1 protein-coding gene is annotated in these 574 nt (G+C 47.4%); it reads left to right on the top strand.

The window, feature by feature from the left end; translation table 11 throughout:
- A partial coding sequence (locus tag R7044_RS26955) for a LysR substrate-binding domain-containing protein (protein ID WP_263857070.1) occupies positions 1-574 on the top strand: 574 nt, incomplete at both ends.

Genomic DNA, 574 nt, shown 5'->3' with positions numbered 1-574 from the left:
GCATCTTTAGAGCAACTCGTTGGGCTTCCTCTCATTCATCGAGGGTTAAACGGCGTGGAGCTAACAGAGGAAGGAAAGCGCTATTTGCCCCAAATAACAGAAGCTCTGGAGCTCATTCAGCATGCAACCGCCAGCCTAATTCAGACCAATACTGATCAAGAGCTGTTGGTTGTCGATGTCACACCCTCATTTGCCAGTCTTTGGCTGGTGCCAAATATCGATGATTTCCACCAGCGCCATCCAAATATTCGCGTGAAAATTCTTACCGGAGATGGCGCAGTTAAAAACATTCATGGCGAAAGTGATCTGCATGTGCGGTGTTTGCCTCTTTCTACTCATTATGAATATAGCCAGCTCTTATGTGAGGAAACCTTGTTGCTGATTGGCAACACCAACCTACCAAAACTGTCAGACAGCCAAGCTATCAGCCATTACCCATTTATTCCGCAAACGACTCGCCCGCAGCTGTGGGAGCAATTCAAACAGGAGAACGATTTAGAGTGCCCAATCACCTATCACTCCGTCGGGTTTGAGCATTTTTATTTGGCGTGTGAAGCCGTGAGAATGGAGAAGG

The organism is Vibrio sp. 1402 (assembly GCF_033340275.1).
This window is presented reverse-complemented; position numbering and strand designations above follow the sequence as displayed.